This is a genomic window from Argonema antarcticum A004/B2 (genome assembly GCF_023333585.1).
Classification (GTDB): domain Bacteria; phylum Cyanobacteriota; class Cyanobacteriia; order Cyanobacteriales; family Aerosakkonemataceae; genus Argonema; species Argonema antarcticum.
The window spans coordinates 85,169-106,984 of sequence record NZ_JAIQZN010000013.1 but is presented as its reverse complement, the minus strand read 5'-3'; the positions used below and the strand labels follow the sequence as shown (position 1 = coordinate 106,984).

29 protein-coding genes and 1 tRNA gene are annotated in these 21,816 nt (G+C 44.5%); 12 read left to right on the top strand and 18 right to left on the bottom strand.

The genetic code is table 11. The features are described 5' to 3' along the window. Positions 1–296: 296 nt before the first annotated feature. Positions 297–416 carry a photosystem II reaction center X protein gene (psbX, locus tag LAY57_RS08560; protein ID WP_249065988.1) on the bottom strand — a complete coding sequence of 40 codons (120 nt, stop codon included), beginning with the start codon at positions 414–416 and terminating at the stop codon, positions 297–299. A gap of 318 nt (positions 417–734) precedes the next feature. On the opposite strand from psbX, the gene LAY57_RS08555 reads away from it, so the two are divergent. Further along, positions 735–1,025 carry a YggT family protein gene (locus LAY57_RS08555; protein ID WP_249065987.1) on the top strand — a complete coding sequence of 97 codons (291 nt, stop codon included), beginning with the start codon at positions 735–737 and terminating at the stop codon, positions 1,023–1,025. Between the two features lie 155 nt (positions 1,026–1,180). Here the strand turns inward: LAY57_RS08555 and accC are convergent, their stop codons facing one another. Continuing rightward, the gene (gene accC / locus LAY57_RS08550; protein WP_249065986.1) at positions 1,181–2,551 is read right to left on the bottom strand and encodes an acetyl-CoA carboxylase biotin carboxylase subunit; all 1,371 of its coding nucleotides are present in this window, start codon (positions 2,549–2,551) and stop codon (positions 1,181–1,183) included. A 349-nt stretch (positions 2,552–2,900) separates the two neighbouring features. Between accC and LAY57_RS08545 the strand changes: the two genes are divergently transcribed. Further along, positions 2,901–2,983: transfer RNA gene (locus LAY57_RS08545), tRNA-Leu, on the top strand. Between the two features lie 139 nt (positions 2,984–3,122). On the opposite strand, the gene LAY57_RS08540 is transcribed toward LAY57_RS08545, so the two are convergent. The 4 genes from LAY57_RS08540 to LAY57_RS08525 form a co-directional block, all read right to left on the bottom strand. Further along, a complete protein-coding gene (locus LAY57_RS08540) occupies positions 3,123–3,566 on the bottom strand; it encodes a PIN domain-containing protein (RefSeq protein ID WP_249065985.1) in 444 nt (147 codons plus the stop codon). Next, positions 3,559–3,771 carry a hypothetical protein gene (locus tag LAY57_RS08535; protein ID WP_249065984.1) on the bottom strand — a complete coding sequence of 71 codons (213 nt, stop codon included), beginning with the start codon at positions 3,769–3,771 and terminating at the stop codon, positions 3,559–3,561. The genes LAY57_RS08540 and LAY57_RS08535 overlap by 8 nt, the downstream gene beginning before the upstream one ends. Before the next feature lie 135 nt (positions 3,772–3,906). Further along, a complete protein-coding gene (locus LAY57_RS08530) occupies positions 3,907–4,134 on the bottom strand; it encodes a type II toxin-antitoxin system HicA family toxin (protein ID WP_249065983.1) in 228 nt (75 codons plus the stop codon). Continuing rightward, the gene (locus LAY57_RS08525; RefSeq protein ID WP_249065982.1) at positions 4,127–4,336 is read right to left on the bottom strand and encodes a type II toxin-antitoxin system HicB family antitoxin; all 210 of its coding nucleotides are present in this window, start codon (positions 4,334–4,336) and stop codon (positions 4,127–4,129) included. Before LAY57_RS08525 ends, LAY57_RS08530 begins: the two co-directional genes overlap by 8 nt. A gap of 136 nt (positions 4,337–4,472) precedes the next feature. Here LAY57_RS08525 and LAY57_RS08520 point away from each other — a divergent pair, with 136 nt between their 5' ends. Both LAY57_RS08520 and LAY57_RS08515 read left to right on the top strand, forming a co-directional pair. Continuing rightward, positions 4,473–4,700, top strand: coding sequence for a DUF4351 domain-containing protein (locus LAY57_RS08520; RefSeq protein ID WP_249065981.1), 228 nt, complete (start codon positions 4,473–4,475; stop codon positions 4,698–4,700). Positions 4,701–4,746: 46 nt separating this feature from the next. Further along, positions 4,747–5,358 (top strand): chorismate lyase, encoded by a 612-nt coding sequence (locus tag LAY57_RS08515; protein WP_249065980.1) that lies wholly within the window; start codon positions 4,747–4,749, stop codon positions 5,356–5,358. A gap of 144 nt (positions 5,359–5,502) precedes the next feature. Here LAY57_RS08515 and LAY57_RS08510 read toward each other — a convergent pair whose 3' ends face one another. Together LAY57_RS08510 and aroC are read right to left on the bottom strand one after the other, a co-directional pair. Then, the gene (locus tag LAY57_RS08510) at positions 5,503–6,354 is read right to left on the bottom strand and encodes an MBL fold metallo-hydrolase (RefSeq protein ID WP_249065979.1); all 852 of its coding nucleotides are present in this window, start codon (positions 6,352–6,354) and stop codon (positions 5,503–5,505) included. Then, a complete protein-coding gene (gene aroC, locus LAY57_RS08505) occupies positions 6,344–7,456 on the bottom strand; it encodes a chorismate synthase (protein ID WP_249065978.1) in 1,113 nt (370 codons plus the stop codon). The genes LAY57_RS08510 and aroC overlap by 11 nt, the downstream gene beginning before the upstream one ends. Before the next feature lies 1 nt (position 7,457). On the opposite strand from aroC, the gene LAY57_RS35780 reads away from it, so the two are divergent. Continuing rightward, positions 7,458–7,580 (top strand): hypothetical protein, encoded by a 123-nt coding sequence (locus tag LAY57_RS35780; RefSeq protein ID WP_275993752.1) that lies wholly within the window; start codon positions 7,458–7,460, stop codon positions 7,578–7,580. A 280-nt stretch (positions 7,581–7,860) separates the two neighbouring features. On the opposite strand, the gene LAY57_RS08500 is transcribed toward LAY57_RS35780, so the two are convergent. The 6 genes from LAY57_RS08500 to LAY57_RS08475 all read right to left on the bottom strand — a co-directional run bounded on the left by LAY57_RS08500 (position 7,861) and on the right by LAY57_RS08475 (position 13,135). Further along, a complete protein-coding gene (locus LAY57_RS08500) occupies positions 7,861–8,064 on the bottom strand; it encodes a hypothetical protein (protein WP_249065977.1) in 204 nt (67 codons plus the stop codon). Then, positions 8,064–8,639, bottom strand: a complete 576-nt coding sequence (locus LAY57_RS08495; RefSeq protein WP_249065976.1) for an ATPase — start codon at positions 8,637–8,639, stop codon at positions 8,064–8,066. The genes LAY57_RS08500 and LAY57_RS08495 overlap by 1 nt, the downstream gene beginning before the upstream one ends. Before the next feature lie 49 nt (positions 8,640–8,688). Beyond that, complete coding sequence (locus tag LAY57_RS08490) at positions 8,689–8,940, bottom strand: type II toxin-antitoxin system MqsA family antitoxin (RefSeq protein WP_249065975.1); 252 nt, start codon at positions 8,938–8,940, stop codon at positions 8,689–8,691. Next, on the bottom strand, positions 8,937–10,394 hold the full coding sequence (locus tag LAY57_RS08485) for a DUF1802 family protein (RefSeq protein ID WP_249065974.1): 1,458 nt from the start codon (positions 10,392–10,394) through the stop codon (positions 8,937–8,939). Before LAY57_RS08485 ends, LAY57_RS08490 begins: the two co-directional genes overlap by 4 nt. A 7-nt stretch (positions 10,395–10,401) precedes the next feature. Next, entirely contained in the window at positions 10,402–12,315 is a 1,914-nt protein-coding gene (locus LAY57_RS08480) for a hypothetical protein (protein ID WP_249065973.1), read from the bottom strand. 61 nt (positions 12,316–12,376) lie between these two features. Beyond that, positions 12,377–13,135: a hypothetical protein gene (locus LAY57_RS08475; protein ID WP_249065972.1), complete on the bottom strand. Its 759-nt coding sequence runs from the start codon at positions 13,133–13,135 to the stop codon at positions 12,377–12,379. 404 nt (positions 13,136–13,539) lie between these two features. Between LAY57_RS08475 and LAY57_RS08470 the strand changes: the two genes are divergently transcribed. Further along, the gene (locus LAY57_RS08470) at positions 13,540–15,396 is read left to right on the top strand and encodes a methyl-accepting chemotaxis protein (RefSeq protein ID WP_249065971.1); all 1,857 of its coding nucleotides are present in this window, start codon (positions 13,540–13,542) and stop codon (positions 15,394–15,396) included. 233 nt (positions 15,397–15,629) lie between these two features. Here LAY57_RS08470 and LAY57_RS08465 read toward each other — a convergent pair whose 3' ends face one another. Next, positions 15,630–15,980, bottom strand: coding sequence for a histidine triad nucleotide-binding protein (locus LAY57_RS08465; protein WP_249065970.1), 351 nt, complete (start codon positions 15,978–15,980; stop codon positions 15,630–15,632). A gap of 384 nt (positions 15,981–16,364) precedes the next feature. On the opposite strand from LAY57_RS08465, the gene LAY57_RS08460 reads away from it, so the two are divergent. The 6 genes from LAY57_RS08460 to LAY57_RS08435 all read left to right on the top strand — a co-directional run bounded on the left by LAY57_RS08460 (position 16,365) and on the right by LAY57_RS08435 (position 20,295). After that, positions 16,365–17,153, top strand: coding sequence for an alpha/beta hydrolase (locus LAY57_RS08460; RefSeq protein ID WP_249065969.1), 789 nt, complete (start codon positions 16,365–16,367; stop codon positions 17,151–17,153). Positions 17,154–17,244: 91 nt separating this feature from the next. Beyond that, positions 17,245–18,774, top strand: a complete 1,530-nt coding sequence (locus LAY57_RS08455) for a YifB family Mg chelatase-like AAA ATPase (protein WP_249065968.1) — start codon at positions 17,245–17,247, stop codon at positions 18,772–18,774. 24 nt (positions 18,775–18,798) lie between these two features. Next, positions 18,799–19,068: a hypothetical protein gene (locus LAY57_RS08450; RefSeq protein WP_249065967.1), complete on the top strand. Its 270-nt coding sequence runs from the start codon at positions 18,799–18,801 to the stop codon at positions 19,066–19,068. Positions 19,069–19,103: 35 nt separating this feature from the next. Continuing rightward, the gene (locus LAY57_RS08445) at positions 19,104–19,415 is read left to right on the top strand and encodes a hypothetical protein (RefSeq protein WP_249065966.1); all 312 of its coding nucleotides are present in this window, start codon (positions 19,104–19,106) and stop codon (positions 19,413–19,415) included. A 36-nt stretch (positions 19,416–19,451) separates the two neighbouring features. Then, the gene (locus tag LAY57_RS08440) at positions 19,452–20,102 is read left to right on the top strand and encodes a Uma2 family endonuclease (RefSeq protein ID WP_249065965.1); all 651 of its coding nucleotides are present in this window, start codon (positions 19,452–19,454) and stop codon (positions 20,100–20,102) included. A gap of 22 nt (positions 20,103–20,124) precedes the next feature. Further along, positions 20,125–20,295 (top strand): type II toxin-antitoxin system HicB family antitoxin, encoded by a 171-nt coding sequence (locus tag LAY57_RS08435; RefSeq protein WP_249065964.1) that lies wholly within the window; start codon positions 20,125–20,127, stop codon positions 20,293–20,295. Here the strand turns inward: LAY57_RS08435 and LAY57_RS08430 are convergent. From LAY57_RS08430 to LAY57_RS08420, 3 genes are all read right to left on the bottom strand, one after another. Next, positions 20,287–20,748 carry an aspartyl protease family protein gene (locus LAY57_RS08430; protein WP_249065963.1) on the bottom strand — a complete coding sequence of 154 codons (462 nt, stop codon included), beginning with the start codon at positions 20,746–20,748 and terminating at the stop codon, positions 20,287–20,289. The genes LAY57_RS08435 and LAY57_RS08430 overlap by 9 nt on opposite strands. After that, on the bottom strand, positions 20,748–21,173 hold the full coding sequence (locus LAY57_RS08425; RefSeq protein ID WP_249065962.1) for a hypothetical protein: 426 nt from the start codon (positions 21,171–21,173) through the stop codon (positions 20,748–20,750). Before LAY57_RS08425 ends, LAY57_RS08430 begins: the two co-directional genes overlap by 1 nt. Before the next feature lie 202 nt (positions 21,174–21,375). Next, positions 21,376–21,816 (bottom strand): WD40 repeat domain-containing protein (locus LAY57_RS08420; RefSeq protein ID WP_420839072.1); only part of this gene is annotated, 441 nt, incomplete at its 5' end.

Sequence of the window (21,816 nt, the reverse complement as noted above, 5' to 3'; positions counted from 1 at the left end):
ATTGCTAGGTGGTCTGGTCAGTACGACTTGCTTGATTCCTCTTACAAGCCCAGTGTCTTTAGACCTGGGTTACTGACCAGCCCTAGAACACCGATTCCGTAATCCCAGAAACCGGGTTTCTTTGGCTTGGGGCAACGAAATATCGACTTTTTTAACGAAAGAAACCCAGTTTCTCATTTATCGATCGCCAGAAAGCTAGAGGCTTTCCTTGGCTAAACTTCTACTAAGAGCGTATCCGAAAAGTTTTGTCTGGGACAATAACCCCGGTTTTTTTTGGTCGCTCTCAAAGGATTTTCTCAAGAACGCTGAATCTTATCCTTTTGGCTAACAAAGACTAATCCCACAACTACTGGGACAACGACAATTACAAGACCTGCGAGCAGACTGTAGAAAAAGTTTGCTAATGAAGGAGTCATTGATTCTGGCCCTCTTTATCCAAGAATATCATTTTCTCATTTTACCGATCGCACGCCACCTTGAAAAGCCAAGCAAGACGATAGTTGCTGTGAGGGGGTGGAATTGAGGGTCTACCAGTTTGATTAAAAGAGTAGATTAATTTTTTAATAAATCTTAAAATTATATAGCAACTGCTTTCGTCAGTTAGGACATTCTTGATTCCTGAAACCCTAGCCCCTAGCCCCTAGCCCTACCACTACAGCCGCCCTGCGTGCAGTAGCAGGCGTTACCGCTGCGTTAAGATACCCACGCTTTAGCTATCAACTCCTCAACCACCTATGACTACCACAACTATTACCAGCTTAATACTTGGTTCCCTGCTAGGGATCATGATTTTGTTGTTTATCTTCCGCATCGTACTCAGCTGGTATCCCCAGATAGATCTAAATCGCTTTCCCTGGAGTGCGATCGCTTGGCCCACAGAACCTTTCTTAGTGGTGACGAGAAAGCTTGTGCCACCAATAGGCGGCGTGGACATTACGCCGATTATTTGGGTAGGAATCTGTAGCCTGTTGCGGGAAATACTCTTAGGTCAGCAGGGACTCTTGACAATGATGGCGACAAGGTAAGCAATACCCAATGCCATTTTATAGCTAGGGACTAGGGACTAGGGGAAGAAGGGGAGAATCAAGGGTTTCAGGAATGAAGAACATCCTAACTGCCGAGAAGGTTGCTATAAATCTGAAATCTAAAATCTGAATTTTTCCAATGCCCCTTGACAATATTACTTTTTACCTTTCCCTTTTTCCTCGTTTTGCATCAGCATCTCGACGAAATTGGTATAAACTTCACCCCGTAAAAAGGCTGGATTTTCCAGAATCTTTTGATGAAAGCCAATAGTAGTGGGCAATCCAGTGATTGCACATTCCCGCAGTGCGCGTTTCATGCGGTTGATTGCGCCGTTGCGATCGGGTGCCCAGACAATTAACTTACCAATCAGCGAGTCGTAGTAGGGCGGAATTTCATAATCGGTGTAGACGTGGGAATCCATGCGGACACCAGTACCGCCTGGTGGTAAGTAACCGCTAATCCGTCCGGGAGAGGGACGGAAGTTGTGTTCGGGGTCTTCTGCGTTGATGCGGCATTCGATCGCATGACCCCGCAAAATCACTTCGTCTTGGGTCAAACTCAGCTTTTCTCCCTGGGCGACACGGATTTGTTCCGCCACCAGGTCAAGACCCGTAATCATTTCCGTTACGGGATGTTCCACTTGGATACGAGTATTCATTTCCATGAAATAGAAAGAACCCGATCGATCTAGAAGAAACTCAACAGTCCCAACACCAACGTAGTTAATTGATTTAGCAGCCATCACGGCAGCAGTACCCATTTTATCTCGTAATTCCTGGCTAAGAGCCGGACTGGGGGCTTCTTCTAGCAATTTTTGATGGCGGCGCTGGATAGAGCAATCACGCTCGCCTAAGTGGATGACATTGCCATAGGAATCAGCCAAAATTTGAAATTCAATATGGCGGGGACATTCGATGAATTTTTCTAAATAAACGCCGGGATTGCCAAAGGCGGCTTCTGCTTCTCCCTGTGCCGCTTGGAAGAGTTTGAGAAATTCACTTTCTTCTTTGACAAGGCGCATTCCCCGTCCGCCGCCGCCAGCAGTGGCTTTGACCATGACGGGATAGCCAATGTCGTTGGCAACGGAGAGTGCTTCTTCCTCGTCGGTTAACAACCCGTCACTACCGGGGACAGTGGGGACGCCAACCCGCTTCATGGTTTCTTTGGCGGTAGATTTATCTCCCATCGATCGGATCGCTTCAGGGGAGGGGCCAATGAAGGCGATCTGGTGATCGGCACAAATTTCGGCGAACTTGGCATTTTCCGCGAGAAAGCCATAGCCGGGGTGAATTGCCGTAGCGTTGCGCGTCAAGGCGGCGGCGATGATATTCGGAATATTGAGATAACTTTTGCTGCTGGGGGGTTCGCCAATACAAACTGCTTCGTCGGCCAGTTGGACGTGGAGGGCGTGGCAGTCAATGGTAGAGTGAACGGCAACGGTAGAAATTCCCATTTCTTCGCAGGTGCGGAGAATGCGTAGGGCAATTTCCCCGCGATTAGCAATTAAAATCTTAGAAAAACGCATTTTCCAACTTTTGGCGAGAGCAGTGGCATGAAGTCTTACTTGGAACCTCTCAAGCAACTTTGGCGGCTTTTCGATCGCAACTCTGAGGCTTGAGGCGAAGCAGCTTTTTGTCTTCGGGTGTTAATCCTATCATGGTGTTGAGGACTACTTACTGGCGAAGTGTTGCTGGAGGAGGCGGTTGGGTGCGATCGCTTCATCAATCTCAACATATCTTCCCGATCGGTTTCCTAAAAAACTTTTCAAACCATCTCTAAAATTTTTGTGTCAACTCTGCCTTTATAAGTTATACTTGGTAAGGCGAACAAAATTGAGCTAAGATAAATACTTGGTTCAAGTTAGCCAGATTAATGCGGATGTGGCGGAATTGGTATACGCGCACGCTTGAGGTGCGTGTGGGCTATGCCCTTGCGAGTTCGAGTCTCGCCTTCCGCATTTTTGAGTAATGAGTTCTGATTAATTCAGCACTCATTATTTTTTTTGACAAAAACAAGTTTAAAGTGGCGGTGGGATATGCCTACGCTACAGCCCAGAAACCCGGTTTCTTGAAGAAACCGGGTTTCTATTTACCTAATCAAACGATTTCATTCCAAATTTTTGCTGCTACAAAACGAGTCAGGTGTCGAACATTTGATGTAGCGATAACGACATCTTCACCTTGAGCGATTATAGTAAATGCTTGTGCTGCTAAAATTACATCTGCATCCAGTGCTTTATTATCTGCTGTAGGTTGACCTTGCTTTCTTACATCTGCCCAAAATTCGGCAGCTTTTAGCATTACTTCTCTGTTAATGGGGATATAGCCAAGTTGATTGATGAGGTTATCGAGGCGTTGAATTCCTTTGACTTTGTTGAGGCGAAGTAATTCGCGGCGAACTTCGTAATCGGTAATTTCAGGAATTTTAACATTAGTTCCAGAACTAAGCAAATTTGCCAGCCATATTTTGATTTCTGGATGGTTCCGAGGGTGGCTAATCATCCCCAGTGGCCCAGAGTCTAGCAATACTATTTTACTCATCAAAAAGTCTCCCAGCCGAGACTAAATTTCGTTCTGTGTCAAGTGCTTCTTTTAATTCAGGCCAGGTTTCTTCATCATATCCTGAATCATCATCCATCCATTCATCAAGAAGTTGAATAACTTTGTCTATCGCCTCTTGGGTTAGAGGTTCTATTAATGAATGGGTTTTTGGTTGATTTTGATGTTCAATCTGCTGTGTTGTCATTTTGTTTGCCTCTTGGGGGTCTGGGATGATAACTATTGTAGTGATTTTTGGATTTAGGATTCCCAGGAATCCCGTTCCTGGCGAATAAATCGATCGACTTCTTCACCAAAGGATATCATAACTTAGGGAAGGCACTCATAAATTCTCTATAAACTCATCAGGAGTAACCTTTGCTTGCCTCAAAACACTGCTGAGTGTGCCAACTTTTAACTCGCGGCGGAGTGGCACGACGCAACCAATTTCTCCTTCCGCAGTTAATTTTTTCAGGATGACATGACTACCAGTTTGCCTAACCTGGATAAATCCCAAACGCTCTAATGCACGAACTGCCTCGTTGCCTGATATTCTAGGTAATCTAGGCATAGCTGACCTCTATGCTAGTTACAAACCTGGAACTTGTGTTAGGCAAGGGAAACTCTTCTAAATATAGCCTTGTGGCTTCTTTTAGATTTGCGATCGCTTCTTCAATAGTTTCACCTTGATCGACTGTGCCGACTTCAGGACATTCGGCAACGTACATATCTTCTTCTTTGTAAATGATGGCAGTGAAGGTTTTGGTTTGCATAGGGTTTTCTTCTGTTTAGGGATAGTAAAAAAAGGGCGGATGGCTGCGGCACACTACGCGATCGCCATAAGCGGATGTTTTCGCTGGTCTGCGATTTGAGGAAGAGTTGATTCGTCGAATATTCAAAAAGAACGTTATGAAAGAATCTGTCACCTATCAAGCAATCCTCGAAGAAGGACGGGAAGAAGAGGCACTCTCACTAATTTTACGTCAGATGGGGCGTCGAATCGGTACACTCGATCCTCAGTTGCACGATCGAATTCAAGCGTTATCCAGATCTCAGTTAGAAGCGCTAAGTGAGGCGCTATTGGATTTTTCGACAGCAGCAGATTTAATAGATTGGCTCGATCGAGAAAACCAATAGCCAGAGCAGCGCTATGATTAGATAGAGTTAAGTTATATGAAGAACTTTGACTGCAACCTTTAAAGTTACAGAAACGCTGACGCGGCCAACCTCCTGGTACGCCCTCACCCCCATCTGGCAGGGGGGAGATGCCATAATTCAGCTTGGATTGCCTCACACTCAGCTAGCACCGACGTGGCAGATGTTTCTGCTGGGAGACGGTTCGCCAACGCGCCACCTGCAATTGCTGACGGGTGAGAAGACAGAAGTAGACCTGATTGATATGTCTGCTATTGGGATGGATGGAGATTTAGCACCGGAACAAATGCTGGTAGTGCCGGGGCCACGGATACGAAGACAGGTGTGGCTACGCACGGCTTCTGGACAAAGGCTGGCTTATGCTTGTTCTTGGTGGGAAGCTAGCCATGTGGATGACTATTTACAAAATCGGTCTTTGCCAATTTGGGCGAGTCTGGAGCAGCTGAGAACGGAGTTGTATCGAGATGTCCAAGGACTTTATTACGGTCACTCGGCACAGTTAGAAGAAGCCTTTAGGTATAAAGGGCCTTTTTGGGGTCGTCATTACCTGTTTTGGCATCACAAACAGCCCTTGACGCTGATTTATGAGGTTTTTTCGCCTTATTTGACTAAGTATTTGGGTAATATGCAGGTTGAATAAGATTTTGGGCTTTGGTGAGACAGGACTTACGCAAAAACTTGGTTTTTGCCCCCCTAGCCCCCCAACTCTGGGGGGAACAGGACTGTTTTGCCCCCAAAATTGGGAGGCTAGGGGGGCGACTGCCTATTTCCCTTTGCCTTTCTCTCAAACCACTTTTAAAATCATTCCCTCTTTAGCTAGCACCGCGTTCGGAGAAACTGCTAAAATTTTATCTTGAAGCCGATCGAGAAAGTCATCGCTGTGACCGGGCTCGTGGTGAAATTTCACAAATCGCTTGACGCCAGCTGCTTGTGCTATCTTTACCCCTTCTTCCCAGGTAGAGTGTCCCCAGCCAACTTTGGGAGATTTGGGGTTATGATATTCTTCGTCGGTATACATGGAATCGTAGATGAAAAAGTCTGCTTCGCGGGCTAGATGCAGGACATTTTCATCCATGCGATCGGGGAAATGTTCGGTGTCGGTGCAGTAAAATACCGAGTGTCCCTGCCAGGTGACCCGATATCCCATCGCTCCATTGGGGTGATTGAGGGGACCTGTTTCGATCGTGATATCATCCAGCTTGATGGTATCTCCACAGACCATATCGTAAAATTTTAAGTTTGCCTCCATCTTTTCTACAGGCACTGGCGAATTGGGGTGAAGTACCCGTTCGATGAAATGCTGTTTCATCGAACCCGTATCTTGTGGCGCTGCGCCATGTATGTGGAAGCAATTACCATCAATAAAAGCTGGGAAAAAGAACGGCACGCCTTGAATGTGATCCCAGTGGTAGTGCGTAAAAAACATATACGCTTCCACGGGCATACATTTTAGTAAACTTCTACCCAGTACGTGCAAACCGCTGCCGCCATCAAAAATCAGGCGTTTGCCACCCACCCGCATTTCTATACAGGAGGTATTGCCGCCATAGCGTGCGGTTTGGTTTCCAGGGGTGGGTATGCTGCCTCGGACACCCCAGAACTGAACAACAAATTCGGAAGAAGGGCTAGTTTCCATTTGCATCTTCAAACTTCAAGGTGCCACATTGCCCCTGGTGCCGCAACAAATGATCGCACAGCACTAAAGCAACCATTGCTTCTACCATAGGCACTGCTCTAGGTAAAACGCAAGGATCGTGTCGTCCTTTGGCTGCGAGTGTTGTTTCTTCACCCAGGCTAGTTACGGTACGCTGCTCTTTACGAATAGTAGCAGTTGGTTTGAATGCTACTCGCATAATAATATCTTCGCCGTTGGAGATGCCACCCTGAATTCCACCGGAACGGTTAGTCGCAGTGCGAATGTTGCCGTTGGAGTCGGTATAATATTCATCATTATGTTCGCTGCCAGTTAGCAGCGTACCGGCAAAACCGGAGCCTATTTCAAATCCTTTACTTGCAGGTAAGGACATTACACTCTTCGCTAGGTCTGCTTCTAGTTTATCGAATACTGGCTCGCCTAAACCTTTTGGGATGTTTCGAGCCACACATTCTACGACGCCGCCGATCGAATCGCCAACTCGTCGTACTTCCTCTATTAGTTCTATCATCCGATCGGCACATTCTGAATCCGGGCAGCGGACTATATTGCTTTCTACCTGTTCCATTGTGACGGTGTTGGGATCGACGACGCCTTCTAGGTCTTTAATTCGTTTAACATAGCCGATGATTTCTACGTTGGCGAATTGTTTAAGGATTTTTTTAGCGATCGCACCTGCTGCTACTCTCCCGATTGTCTCACGTGCTGAGGAGCGTCCGCCACCTTGCCAGTTACGGATGCCGTATTTGGCGTCGTAGGTAGCATCGGCGTGGGATGGGCGATATTTCTGCGCCATTTCGTCGTAATCTTGGGAGCGGGTGTCTTGATTTTTGACTAAGATGGCGATCGGCGTTCCCAGTGTTTTGCCTTCAAAGATGCCGGAAAGGATTTCGCAGGTGTCGGCTTCTTTGCGGGGCGTGACGATTTTACTTTGTCCCGGTCGCCGCCTGTCCAATTCTACCTGAATTTCTTGGGCAGAAATTTCCAGTCGCGGTGGGCAACCATCAATTACAACTCCCACGCCGCCGCCGTGGGATTCGCCAAATGTGGTGATGCGAAACAGATGTCCGAAGATGTTGCCCATAATGGTTGAGAAGGAAGCGTCAAACTTAGTATTATATCAGCGATCGCTGCTGCCAGATGGATGGAGAAGGAAAATTAATATTTGGTTTGGGGGGATTGCGATCGCATTCTATCCAATTAAGTAGGTGGGCATAATTAAACGTAAAACTGCTGCGCCTTTAGAAACCGGGTTTCTCCAAGAAACCCGGTTTCTGGGTGTTCAGGCTGATATTTTCCTTGATATCTTGATATAGCAACCTTCTCGGCAGTTAGGACAGTATTAAACGCTTCAACGCATAGCGGGGACTGTGTTTTTACTAAAGCCGAAGCACTCAGCGCTCAGCACTTTGCTATAAAATCCGTTGTCCGATCGCAAGCGATCGCTATTTTAAATTAATTCACCACAGTTACTGCCTCTTTCTGCTGCTACTTTAAAGGCGATGAATCCTCTGATATAGAAATTTCTTCGGGAGGTATCCACACAACTTTGCCATCTCGCCAAGCAGCTACGGGATTACCTAAGACTTTGTGTTTCCAAACAGCTTTCTGCACTGCTTGATTCAAAGCTCGATCGATCGAGATTCCATCAACAAAAATTTGTCCGATTCTTTTGTCATTTGTTTCATTCATTAGCTAAATTCCTTTTTAATACTTTGCCATGTACCATTTTCAGAAATTACCTCTTCAACAATTCCTCTACCGGAGGCGATGAGGCGAGTTTTGGCTGGATCGGAATTATCATAAAACCGCCAGCTATCTGCTAAAGTTTGGTATAATTGAAAGAAGTTTCGGATACCTGAATTATAGCGCCTTCGGATAGTTTCTTCTGGGACATTATGACCGCCTTCGGTAACTCTTTGTTGGACGCGGGCGATCGCCATCTCTGGGCTAGGCAACCACAGGAAAATGAGATAAAATACATAACCTGTTTGGCGTAAATTAGCAATCCAAGGAGCGAAGGTTCGACTAGCTAGGGTAGTTTCAAAAGCAAAATTTGCCCCTTGATTCGCTAAGTGTTGTAATCGCTCTAGCATAAGACGTCCAGCTTGAAAGGCAACTTCTTCGGGAGTAAATGCTGATAATCCTTGGGCGATCGCATCTGCGTTGACAAACTCATTTATTCTGAGTGTTTCTTGTAATAACGCAGGGGCAACTGTCGATTTCCCTGCACCATTTGGCCCTGCTATAACAATTAAGTTTGGCATATTCGATCGGCTCTTTTATTCTATTTGTAAATTGCGGAGAAATTTGAAGCTATCGCTCACTAAAAATATAATTTTTATAGGCTGCATAGCGCATAATTTCTACTTCTGCTCCGTTATCGATCGCTATTTCTGCCCGTTGCAATACTTGCGCTGTAATATTATCACTTAAGTAATATTCTCCGCAGTTATCGCAAACTTCGGCTGGCACTTTTTTAATGATGACGATCGACTCGTCTCTTTCCAGCGTTACGGTAACTAAACCTGGTTTAGCTTTTCCGTGGTTGCAGGTGACACATTTCATATATTTTCTATAATCAAATCTCGGAGGTAATAAAAGCGATCTTTCCTCCAATGACTTTCTTTAATTCGTCCCAAATATCCTGCCAAAGGTGACGAAAGTTCTACCAATATGTCATGTAGTCCTTCAGGTTCCAATGGTTGGGGCGGGTTAGAGCCAACACAATATGCTCCATGAAGTGAATCGACACTTGCTCGATAAAATCCTGCGTTTTCTAGATACTTTTTGACAAGCTGAACTATGTGCGATCGCAGCTTAATATCTTGCTTAACTCTCTCTATGTAAGCTTTTACTTTATCATCTACTATACCAAAGGGTTCGCTTTGTAAGCACTGCTTCAAATCTAGCAGATTAATAGAGCCTTCGTAATTGGCTTTAAGTTCAACTAATCTTTGTAAAGTTTCAGGTCGTATTACGTTCATTTTGTTTTCAATAGCTGCTTTGCAAGCGGGTTCTGTTAGAGGGCCAGCGGCCAAAATTAATTTGATTGAACGGTCAAATTGGGCTTGGCCTAAATGAGTTACGCCTAGATGAATGAGTTGGGCTGTCACGCTATTAGGTACGTTTTCATGTTTACTTGCTTTACATTCCCCAACTACCGGATAAGGCAACTCGCAATAAAAATCTATCCCACCAGCACCACCATTTAAATTTGGATCGAGGTTTGCTTTTGGGTTTTTATTTGAGTTGGAAAAACCTAGTTTTATGAAGCTCTTACGAACTAATTTTTCAAATTCGTTACCATCGCTGGAATTGCCAACTAGGGCTATTTTATTAATCCAATCTAAATCTCGTTCGCAATTGGCTAACGTTGTAAATTCAGACCAGCCTAAAAATACTTTAAGTTGTTCATCTAGTTTTTTAGCATCTGATTGGACAAGCGATAGTTGAGCGATCGCACTTTGCAATTCTTCCAATTCCGGATGCAGAGGCGCTTCTAAATTTTCCAACTGGCGTCGGCGTTGGCTAAAGGCTTGATCTCCAAATATTTGCGAAGATTCAGTAGTTGGCAAAGGCTGCTGTAAAGGGACAAACGGGCTTTGCGGATTAGTCGGTACTTCAATAGGTTGAAGCAGTTGATAAACACGCAAGTAAGCCAGAATAATATTACTTTTTTGTGAAAGTATTTCCTGTAAAGCTTCTTCTGTCCATACAGTTAATCGCGATATGGCAGCTAAAGCTTGAGGATCTTTGATGCCTCGACAAAATTCGCATCTAGCCCAAGCTTTAATTGCAACTGTCTGCGAATTTAAATCGGTAAAAGATTTTTGGGCAATTGAAAGAAAAGTTGAGCGGTAATATCGCTCAACTGGCAGAGAGATAGTTGAAGCATCAGAGGAATAAAGAGCAAACAATCGTCCCGGATTAAGAAAAATCGGGGATATAGCTACGATCGTTCGCCCTTGAATTAGAGCTTCAACGTCTGGAGCAGGTAGACGCAGTGCAGTTGTAATCAAAAGAAAATTACCTCTTTGTAATCGCTTCTAATAAGGCATCTAAACCAGAATCATCAAAAAAGTCAGTTGCTTCGGATGATACAGTATTTGATTCGGATGATACAGCAGTGGCTTCGGATGATACAGCAGTGGCTTCTTCAAATAAAGCATCTTCATTGGTTAAGCCTTCAGGAACTTCACCGGAAGGATCGCTCAGAATCTCTTGGATTAGAAGGTTGCTAGCTAAAAGTTGTTTTTCAAGAGCTTTTTCAGTAATGAAGTTGAAGATTTCCTTTTCACTTAAATCGCGGCTTTCACGACTCTGATAGACAGACCAAATCGCTATTAATGGTTTAATTTCCTCTTCTTTTAACTTCACCCACTCCCCACCTTGCTGGTCTACAAGCTGCTTATGCAAATTTTCAGCAAGCGTCGCCGTAGGCGGTATTGTTTTAGAACGAACAAAACACCCACGAGTTAGATCGTAGTCTTGATATTTAGTAAGAGCATTCAATCTAGCTTTGATACCTGCCCCACCAGATGCCTGAATTACGGCCACTCCGATCTTGACTACCTTCCCATTTTCTTCGCCAATAATCTTAAAGTTAATCTTATTAGTTCTTGGAACGGGAGCTTCAATCTTATCAACTCTTACTCCTTTGATGGTCTGTCCTATTATCGTATTGAAGTTAAAAATGAGAGCTTGTGCAATTTTAGCTTCGTCATCCATAAAGTCTGCAAGATTTTCAAGTTCTTCTTTGAAAGCAAGCTCAACAGGATTCGCCCCTTTACCCTTTTTAATTCTTTCTGCACACCATGTTAAAACTTCTCTTGCATTTAACCCTTGTCTAGCAAGTTTTTTAAGCTCATCCTCTTCAAAAGGATAAGCTGGGTGAGGTGGGTTGATTGCGTTATCCTCAAAAAACTTTTTCAATCGCTGAGAAATTAAGCCAATAATATCATCATAGTTAAGATTCCTTAAATCAATGGGCTTACCAGCGCTAAAATCAGCCATGCGATCGATAACGGCATTTGCATCTGTCATATATGTAACCTGAAACTCCCAGGTAGCAGGATACATAGCAGTTAGAAAAATACCTCGTTTTATTTGGTTGTAAAAATCTTTAACCAAGCTAGCAACAACTTGCGGTCTTGTAAAACCATTATTATCACAGCCTGTTCCATCTAATTCGTCAAAACAAATTAGCGGAATTTTGTAATCACCTATTAAATCTAAAATCTGACAAAGCATTTTAGAAGAATCAACAGCAATCGTTGGTAAACCCATTCCGTCAGCTTGTGATTGTGCCAATTCTTCTCCAGATAACCATTTAGCAGCAAAGGGTGCATGAGCCTGAGAAAGAGTCCACAAAATGGCTTTGATGAGATAGGGATCTATATCAGACTTTGATTGAAGTAGGATGCTAATTAGGCTATCAAGTATATTAGGATTTTTAGCTAAAGCATTGGGAAACCTAGTAACCAATTCCTTGGGTGTGTAGCTTTTATTTTTTACCTTGTACGCTTCATTTACTAAAGCTGCTGCTACTTCTTGCCACTGCGTTATATTATCGCTGCCAACCTGTTTGAGGCTAGATGCCAAAGTTTGTAGAAACTCTTTTTTAATTTTATTTAAATCCTCGTACTCACTCATGTAGATAAACAAAATATCGCTTTCAGATTGAAGGCGGTGACGAATCCGACTAATTACGTGGCTTTTTCCCAATCCTCTGTCTGCTGTTATGGTAATACCCCTGACTTGACATTGACCTCGGCGAACTTGTCCGATCGCCTCAAAAACTGTATTAGAAGCATGAGCATTTATTGAAGGAACATCAGGGAAGCTTTCTCCCCATACTTGCGATTTTTTTACAACTTGATGCCCATCAAATACGTTATGGCTTCTGATGAGATCTTCAATTTGAGATGCGTTGCTAATCATAGTTTTGTGATGACTAAAATTTGAGAAACAAAAGAGTATGAGAAAACCTGTTAGATGGAACTTATGGTGTCAGGCGTTTAGCGTAACAGCGTAAATTCCCAAGTTCATTTCTGATCGAGTCTTCGATCTTGTCTGGGGCGCTGTCTTCTACACTACCCCCTTGAAGTTGCAAAATATCGTTAGCCTGCATTTCCATCATCCACTCATTGAACTGCGATCGGCTAACTTTGTCGCCAATCTCCCTCCTGATCCGGTAGATTGGCACCAAATCGTTGAGGTTGTAATCACGGTTGAGCTTGTCGTAGACATCCAACGCCACCTGCTTAAACTCGTCGTAAGATGCGATCGCACTTTCTACCCCCTTAAGAGAAGCAGCAGATGCGATCGCTCCATCACCTAGTGTTCCCCCTTCTCGAATCCACTTCAACAGAGCATTTGCGGTTTTTGCACCAACTTGGCTACCAAAGTGGAAATCAGGGCTTTTCAGACTGTCGTTTAACATCTGAAGCCCCAATGCAGGCATAGAGTATCCCTTCTTAGCAATTTCGATCGCACCCTCTGCCTGCAATTCATCAAAAAGCGCCTGAAAATCAGCCTTTTTGCTTCCCTTTGGCACAATTCGCTTCGTAACTTGACCCGTCTGCACTTCTTTCTGCGCTCCCCCCAAATCCCACAAAGTTAGCAGCACGCGAATTTTGGTATGAGTATTTGTACTCTGTACATCTGTTGTGGACGGCATATTAATAGTTCCAGAGAGATTGGATATGAACTCAGATTTTTCAATGATAATACGTAGGAAGATGGAAAAGTCCCATTTCATAACCCTCTAGACAGATGTGCAAAGATAAAGCACAAGTTAAACCCTACCAAGGCGTTTTACTTTCTTAACTGCAACCGCTCATCGCACCTGAGTCCCAAAAAATATCATTTTTCAAACTTTTTGCCATTTTTCTTGAAGCCCAAGCTACTTGTTTAGTTTTGTAAAGGGGTTATTGACATTTGTTTTGATTGTTTAGCTTTATGAGTGTGATTAGGGGAGCTTATATAGGAGTTTTCAGTTGCATGAAGTACACAAGAGAAACCCGGTTTCTTAAAGAAACCGGGTTTCTGGAGTCCCTCACCGATCTGAAAAGGGCTGTATTGCAACGCCCTTGGCGTTTAGCCAGAATAGTGAGTGCAGCATTGCGATCGCTATCCAACACGTGCCACGATGTCTAACAAATAATGTTTCAAAACCTATCGTTACGAGCTAAGGCTATCGGTTTTGCGATCGCCCTCGGTACATTGCCAGTGCTAGGCATAGGCGCGGTAGCTTACTACTTCGCCAACCGCTCGATTACCCAAGACGTGATGGAGTTCCAGCAAGCCCATGCAGTGGAACTGGCAGATAAACTCAGTCGCTTTATGTTTGAGCGCTATGGCGATATTCAGACGATCGCAAACCTGCCTATGTTCGCCAACCAGAGTGTGAGTACCACGATCTCTAACAACGAAAAGCTCTCTACGCTCAATCGCTATCTAGACAATTACCAAGTCTATGACAATATAGCCGTTTTCGATCTGTCGGGAAATTTAATTATCAAATCGCGTGGGGAAGGCGTAGGGAATCAAAGCGATCGAGATTATTTTCAACAAGTCTTGAACACAAAACGCCCCTTTATCAGTAAGCCTGAATTTTCAAACTCTAGCAATGACTGGGTAATTTACTTCGCGGCACCAGTGAAAGATAGGGCTACGGGTAAAATCATCGGGGTAGCGCGATCGCGATTGCCCATCAAATACATTAGAGAGCGTATCAAAAGCCTGGGCAATATAGAGCAACAATCTCATGTAGTCGATGTCTCTGGTAAATTCTTTGTAACTCGCGACCTAAAACAGATAGGTCAAGAGGTTCAGTTAGAATATCCTTTTTTCCGACAACTGCAAGCAGCAAAGCAGGTAGATGTCCGAGTGGTTTATTCCCAAACAGACAAAATTTATAAAGTGTTAGCCAGCGCTCCCACCCCAGAATTAGCGGGGATGCCCAACCTACACTGGATCGTACTGGTTGACAACGATACAGCCGTTGCCTTTAAAACGCAGAGAGAGCTTTTAGTGACGCTTTTGATTGGAAGTGGGGCAACCGCCTTAGTTGTAAGTGCGATCGCATCTGTAATTGCTAACCGAACCACCAAGTCAATCAACGTTATTGTCAATGCTATCACCACCTCGACCACCGAAATTGCCGCCACAGTCGAGCAACAGGAACGAGTCGCCATTCAGCAGGCTTCTTCTGTAAATCAAACCACCACCACAATGATTGAGTTAGGTGCATCTTCAAAAGCTTCAGCAGAACAAGCAGAATCATCAGCAGAAAATGCACGTCAGTTGTTCAAGCTGGCAGAATCCTCAGCAGCGGGCGCACATCAGGTGTTAAACCTAGCGCAGCAGGGAACCCAAACAGTAGATAGTACCAAGTCGGGTATGTCTGCGCTAAAAGAGAAGGTGGGAGCGATCGCACACCAGACTATGCACTTGAAAGAGCAAACCAATCAAATTGGCATTATCACCAATATAGTCAGCGATCTCGCCACCCAGACGCATATGCTCGCCTTGAACGCCGCTGTAGAAGCAGTGCGTGCGGGAGAATACGGCAGAGGATTTGGCGTTGTAGCAGCTGAAATCCGCAAACTAGCCGATCAAAGCAAACAATCAGCCCAGAAAATTAACGCTCTGGTTGTTGCGATCCAGGGAGCGATCGATTCCACAGTGATGGTAACCGATGAAGGCAGAAAAACAGCAGAGGAAGGGATAAAACTTTCTCAACAGACAGCAGAAGCTTTTACGAATGTGACTGTTGCGATCGAAAATATTGTTTTGAGCAAGCAACAAACTTCCCTCGCCGCGATCGACGACATAGTTGTGGGTTCGCAACAAATTTCCCTCACCGCTCAACAGCAAGCGATCGCCATTCAGCAAGTAGTTGACTCAATGAACAGCCTCAATCAGGGCGCAGTACAGACAGCCACCGGCATCACTCAAACCAAAATTGGCATTCAAAAACTCAACGAAGTCGCCCAGAATCTCAAGGCAATAGTCTAGTGCCGCTACGCGGAAGTCACGCATTCAAAAGTCAAAAGTCAAAAATACTTTGAGCGTCAGGCATTTAACTACTTCTTTCCTGGTGGGTTATTTCTGCCGCGCTGCACTCTTAGGCTAGGGGCTAGTGGCTAGGGAAGAGGGAATTTTGGATGCAAGGATGCAAGAATTTTAGATTAGAATTTCCCCCACTCCCCCACTCTCCCACTCTCCCACTCTCCCACTCCCCCACGCCCCTAGCCGGGAGGCCATTTCATGTAGCGTCCGCCCAAGATATGTAAATGTAAGTGGTATACAGTTTGCCCACCATCATCACCATTGTTAATCACCACGCGATAGCCGTTGCTGAGACCAACTTCTTGGGCAATGCGCTTGGCAATCAACAGCAAATGACCCAATATTTCACGATCTTCAGGCTCTGCATCAGCTAACTTGGCTAGAGGCTGTTTGGGAATCACCAAGATATGAACCGGCGCTTGAGGGTTAACATCTTTGAAAGCAAGTGCCAAATCATCCTCATAAACAATATCCGCTGGAATCTCCCGGCGGATGATTTTGCTGAAAATCGTGTCTTTTACTTCACTCATATTTTTTATCCTGCTGGTAACAATTCTCAAAATTCCTTTAGATATTCCTTGGCGAAGCGACTCCAAGCAGGAGCATTATACAGTGGCTTGCAGTTGTAACCCCAGAAACCCGGTTTCTTGAAGAAACCGGGTTTCTCTGTACCTCACTCACCTGAAAAAGGTTGTAAATAATCCGGGTTAGAGGAATGCTGGGAAGTATGTAGCAAAAGCAGACTCGTGGGGTAGATACCTATAGGTTGGAGACTGTTTTCTCGAAACTCCCGCTATAGTCCATTCGAGCCGCACCTACATCTGTAGGTGAAAGCGCCCAGCAAAGCGTAAGTCCTGACTTAGCGGAAGAAGGCGACAATATAATTTCCCATATTTTTGATAGAGGTATATCAAATGGCTCATCCTATTTTCGATCGACCTGAAGTATTGCGAGTACTGTTCCACCCCCGACGGGATAATAGCATAACTCCGAAGGGCGTACACATCGTCGCCGTGGAAGTGGAGCCTGGAGTCAGTGTGAGGGGACGCTTGTACCCAGCCACACCCGATTCGCCAGCTATCCTGTATTATCACGGCAATGGGGAGATTGCCGCTGACTATGATGATATAGCAGGTTTGTACAAGCAGTTGGGGATCGCCTTGCTAGTGATGGATTACCGTGGTTACGGAGCAAGCGATGGGAAGCCTACAGCTAGCAATATGATCGGCGATGCAGCGATCGTATTCGACAAGATTGGCGCTATATTCCAGCTATATGGACTTCACCCACAGCGGCTTTATGTAATGGGGCGGAGTCTTGGTAGCGCGGCGGCTATTGAAATCGCAAACATAGCAGGCGCGAATGCTGCTCCACAACACCGATTGGCGGGGTTAATTGTCGAAAGTGGGTTTTCTGAGAGCTTTGCGCTTCTAGCTCGTATGGGAGTGCAGATAGAGGAAGAGGATGAAAATAAGGATGGAATTGGCAACGTACTTAAGCTCCGCCAAATTACAACCCCCACTTTGATTATCCACGGTCAAGAGGACAATTTAATTCCAGTAGCACAAGGGTTGGTACTGTACCGCTTCTGCGCCGCACCGGACAAACGGCTAGTACTAATTCCCGGTGCGGGTCACAATGACTTGATTATGGCGGGAACAGCGCAATATTTTGAGGCGATTCGGACATTCATATTTCCTTAACACCTCGGTTTTGTGACAGATTGCTCTAGTAGTGTTATTTGTAGAGCGATCGCAGGCACTATAGTTTTTAGAAGTCTTTTGGATATTTAAAGTGCTTGCTAGAGTTTGGAGTGCATCTATTGTGGGTATCGACGCCGTAAAGGTAGGCGTGGAAGTCGATGTGTCTGGTGGTTTACCGGGAATTGTTGTCTTAGGTTTACCAGATACAGCGGTTCAAGAATCTAAAGAAAGAGTGAAGGCGACCCTGAAAAATGCTGGATACGCCTTCCCGATGCGAAAAATAGTCATTAATCTAACTCCCGCCGACCTACGCAAAGAGGGGCCAAGTTTCGATCTGCCTATCAGTGTGGGGATTCTGGCGGCGTCGGAACAGGTAAGCGCCCAATTGCTGGGAGATTATCTGTTTTTGGGAGAAGTTTCTCTTGATGGTAGCTTACGTCCGGTTGCTGGTGTATTGCCGATCGCAGCTGCTGCCCAAAAGTTGGGTATTGTCGGTTTAATCGTACCCGCTGATAATGCACAGGAAGCTGCTGTAGTGCAGGGGTTAGAGGTTTACGGGTTTAAGAATTTGACGGATGTGGCTAACTTTTTGAATAATCCAGAACGTTACCAACCCGTACAGTTTGATGGTCGGAAGGAATTAACTAAGTCTCTGTTTAGCAGTCCTGATTTAAAAGAAGTCAAAGGTCAAGCACACGCTCGTCGTGCATTAGAAATTGCTGCTGCTGGCGGACATAATTTAATTTTTGTGGGGCCACCAGGTAGCGGTAAAACCATGTTAGCGCGAAGGCTACCTAGCATTTTACCACCATTGAGCTTTGAAGAAGCACTCGAAGTTACACAAATTCACTCTGTTGCTGGCTTACTTAAGGATAGAGGAACATTGGTGAGCGATCGACCTTTTCGCAGTCCTCACCATTCTGCCTCTGGCCCCTCTCTTGTCGGTGGCGGTAGTTTTCCGCGTCCGGGGGAAATTTCTTTGGCCCACAGGGGTATCCTTTTCCTCGATGAATTGACGGAATTTAAGAGAGATGTTTTAGAATTTTTACGACAACCTTTAGAAGATGGTTATGTAACCATTTCTCGTGCCAAACAATCTGTCATGTTCCCTGCTCAGTTTACCTTAGTTGCGAGTACAAATCCATGTCCTTGCGGTTATTTTGGGGATACCATTCAACCTTGCACCTGTACTCCTGCCAAAAGGGAACAATACTGGGCCAAACTTTCTGGCCCTTTGATGGATCGAATCGATTTGCAAGTTGCGGTTAATCGTTTGAAACCAGAAGAAATTACGCAACAACCAAAAGGGGAAGATTCGGCATCTGTGCGGGAGAGAGTGCAAGCAGCAAAAGAGCGATCGCAAATTCGATTTAAGTCAGAACCTTCTTTGCGTTCTAATGCCGAAATGCAAAGTCGTCACTTACAACAATGGTGTAATTTAGATGATGCTTCTCGCAACTTATTAGAAGCAGCAATCAGGAAATTGGGACTTTCGGCAAGAGCAAGCGATCGCATCTTAAAAGTAGCACGAACAATTGCCGATTTAGCAGGCGATGAAGATTTGAAACCGCAGCACGTTGCCGAGGCAATTCAGTATCGTACAATAGATAGAATGCAGTGATGAATTTTTTATCGGTAATTAGTGATGAATCAAAAAATTAGTACCGCCTTCAAAAATCGCCATGTAGTAACTATGACAGATGAAGCTTGGAATGGAGTACAGTCTGTAGCTAAAAAGCTAGGTATATCAGTATCCGAGCTTTTGGAAAAAGTAGGTTCTGGGGAATTAGTAGTGATAGATTCAGAAGAATTAGAAGACCTTTTCGATACTATCGATGGTTTGGAAGGTTTGTTAGACGCCAAAGAAAATGGCACTGTTTCTTGGGAACAGGTAAAACTTGAGTTAGTAGCGTAATTTGCTGTGTATGTTGTAGAAAGAGGTAATAGCAAATGTCAAACCAAGGAACAACTTTAGAAAAATTGCAACGGCTTGAAACACTCTGCCGCCAAGGATATGCAAGTGATATTGTAGAGCTAACTTTAGACAAAATTATTGCATACGAAATAGCAAATGCTCAAAAACAAGCCGCAGAATTGCACGCAGAATTGCAAGTGTTTGAAGTGCAATATAAAATATCGTCTCAGGATTTTTATAGCCGCTTTCGCCAAGGAGAAATGGGAGATGATGTGGATTTTGTTGAGTGGAGTGCTTTTTATGAAATGTGGCTTTCCGTGCAGCAACGTTTGGAAATTTTGCGCTAAAATCTTAAACAAGTTGATTTATGTGTAAAGTAGCTTATGCTCAACGTAAAAACAAAATTACCAACAGATGAATGGGTAACAGCAACTTGGGATGAGTACATCGAAGCTATTAGAGATCGCAAACTAGAAAATGCCAAAAGCTATTACTACAAAGGACAACTGCGAATTGATATGACGCCCCAAGGTTACGACCATTCCTACGATAACTCCCTGATTGGCTACTGTGTGCAATTATTTGGTGGCATCAGAGGCATTCCTATTAGCGGACTCACTAACTGCACTTTCAGGCGAGGGAATGAAGCAGAAGCTCAACCAGATTTAGCCTTTTACATTGGTGAAAATGCCGAAATTATTCCACCCAATACAACTATTGTCGATCTAAATGTTTACCCGCCACCAGATTTAGTCATCGAGATTGCCAAAACTTCTCTTGCAGATGATATCGGTAGCAAGCGAATGTTATACGAACAACTGGGAGTGAGAGAATATTGGGTTGTAAATGTAGTGCGAGCTTTATTGATTGCTTTTGCTATTGCTGATGGTGGAAGTAGGCAAGTAACACAATCTCAAGTATTACCAGATTTACCATTTAGCTTATTAGAAGAAGCTTTGCGGCGGGGTCGTGAAAGTGGTAGAAGTCAGATATACGGTTGGTTAATTGGTCAAATGCAGGAAATTGGTAATTAGCAGCAAACAAGGACGGCTGAAAATGAACAAAGAATTTAATGTAATTATCGAGCGAGATTGTGAAGGTTATTTTGTTGCTTCTGTGCCTAGTCTTCCTGGGTGTCATACGCAAGCAAAGTCACTGGATGAACTGATGGAACGCATTCAAGAAGCGATCGAACTTTGCTTAGAAGTTGAGATGCGATTACGATAATGCTAACGAACCAAAATAAAACATATCAGTCGATGGATCGACGGCAAAACGAACTCTTTCTAGGAAACCACCCAAACCGATGAAAGAAGGAAAATTTCCCCAATATTCTTCACTATCCGGCACAAAAATAGTCGCCTCTACATCCAAATCATCACCCAATGTAGCTAGCAACTTCATATTAAACCGATAAACGTTACCATCCAGTCGCATTCCTCTAATTAACATTCTCTCCCTTGCGATTGCCGAACCCGAACTTAGCCCTATAATTCGGGCAACTGTAGGTTCCAAGACTACATAAGGCGCACCCGTATCAACCACAGCTTCTATGGGATAACCTGCGATTTCTACTCTTAGAAAAATCCGATTTGTAGATTCAGCAAGAGTAGCTGGATGGTACTGATAACGAACAGCACCCGTTGCAAAAGAATCCCGATTAGGAAAAAGCAATAGCATTAATAAATGACCGTGAAAAATATACCCTTTAAATCTCCCACCTGTGCTGCCAATTCGTCAAGAGAAGCGGCATCAGCTAATAGCTCACCATTGCGGAGTGCTACCCAGCGACCTATATATTTAAAACGATTTTTATCCATCCACTCTCGATCGGCTAAGATACTTTGACGGCGTTCTGGAGAACTAGGACTGACTGTTACTTTTGGAGGGGCAAGAACATGGGCGTAATACTTGATTTGTTCGTGTTCAGGGTATAATTCAACTGCTCGGAAAGCTAATTGCCTTGCTATATGCAAACCTCCTCGCTCGAAATCAGATTTAATCGCAGTGATGAAATCTTTTGGTGAGTTGTAAGTCGTTGGGAAACCTCTGGCTGCTAATTCAACCTTAAACTGTTCCCAAGGGGTAATTTCTTCAGTCTTCATAGTTATATTTGCCAATTGCAAACCTATTTTTATCTGCTATGAATATAGCAAAATAATTATATGCTTAAATGCTGCGATCGCAATACCAAAGACTCGTTGATGAGCGATCGCATTTCGTGCGAGACTAAAAAAGACTCACTCTAGAGCGATCGCATTTTCTGAAAGAGCAAAAAAGACTCCTGCCCCCCTGCCCCCTACCTTCTCAATTTAGTTGACATACCGGAAGTTTTGCTAGTTCTTCGGGATGGGTGACAAAGTAATCTTTCAGCCAGTTGCAACCCCGCGCTAGTAGTAAATCCAAGTTGCCAACGCTTTCCACATTCCACACTATGGCGGTGTTGTCATCTGAAGCGGTGACGATGCGTTGGCCGTCTGGACTGAAGTTGGCACTGCGGACATAATTCTGATGTCCTTGGAGTTCGGCTAATAGCTGACCAGATAAATCCCACACTCTAACGGTGCTGTCAAAGGATGCGGTGACGATGCGTTGGCCGTCGGGACTGAATTTGGCGCTGTAAACATAATTCTGATGTCCTTTAAGGATAGCTAGTTGCTGACCCGATAAGTCCCACACTCTGGCGGTGTTGTCGGATGAGGCGGTGACGATGCGTTGGCCGTCGGGACTGAAGTTGGCGCTGTTGAC